Origin of the sequence: Tritonibacter sp. SIMBA_163, assembly GCF_046535935.1 — a bacterium.
GTDB classification, from domain to species: Bacteria; Pseudomonadota; Alphaproteobacteria; order Rhodobacterales; family Rhodobacteraceae; genus Epibacterium; species Epibacterium scottomollicae.
Window position 1 is genome coordinate 1 of sequence record NZ_JAWJBP010001211.1, and the last position, 240, is coordinate 240.

Annotated in this window: 1 protein-coding gene; it reads left to right on the top strand. The window is 31.7% G+C overall.

The window, feature by feature from the left end; translation table 11 throughout:
- Positions 1–34 precede the first annotated feature (34 nt).
- On the top strand, positions 35–240 hold a 206-nt coding region (locus R0J92_RS26155; RefSeq protein ID WP_411053835.1), incomplete at its 3' end, for a hypothetical protein.

Genomic DNA, 240 nt, shown 5'->3' on the forward strand with positions numbered 1-240 from the left:
CTAAAGTCACCTCCTTCTCTAAGGCTGGTGTCAAATGGAAAGTAATGACGTTCATGTTCGTATAAGCTTGCTTGAAGAAAAATCAAATCAGCAAGCAATTCAAATTGTTAAGCTAGAAGATAAAACAAATACACTCAACAGAATTGAAATGATATGCGAACAACAACTTGAATTTAATAAAGAATCTCAAAAGCAATCGAAAGAGTTAACTTCAACACTCATTGAAATGAGTAATAATTT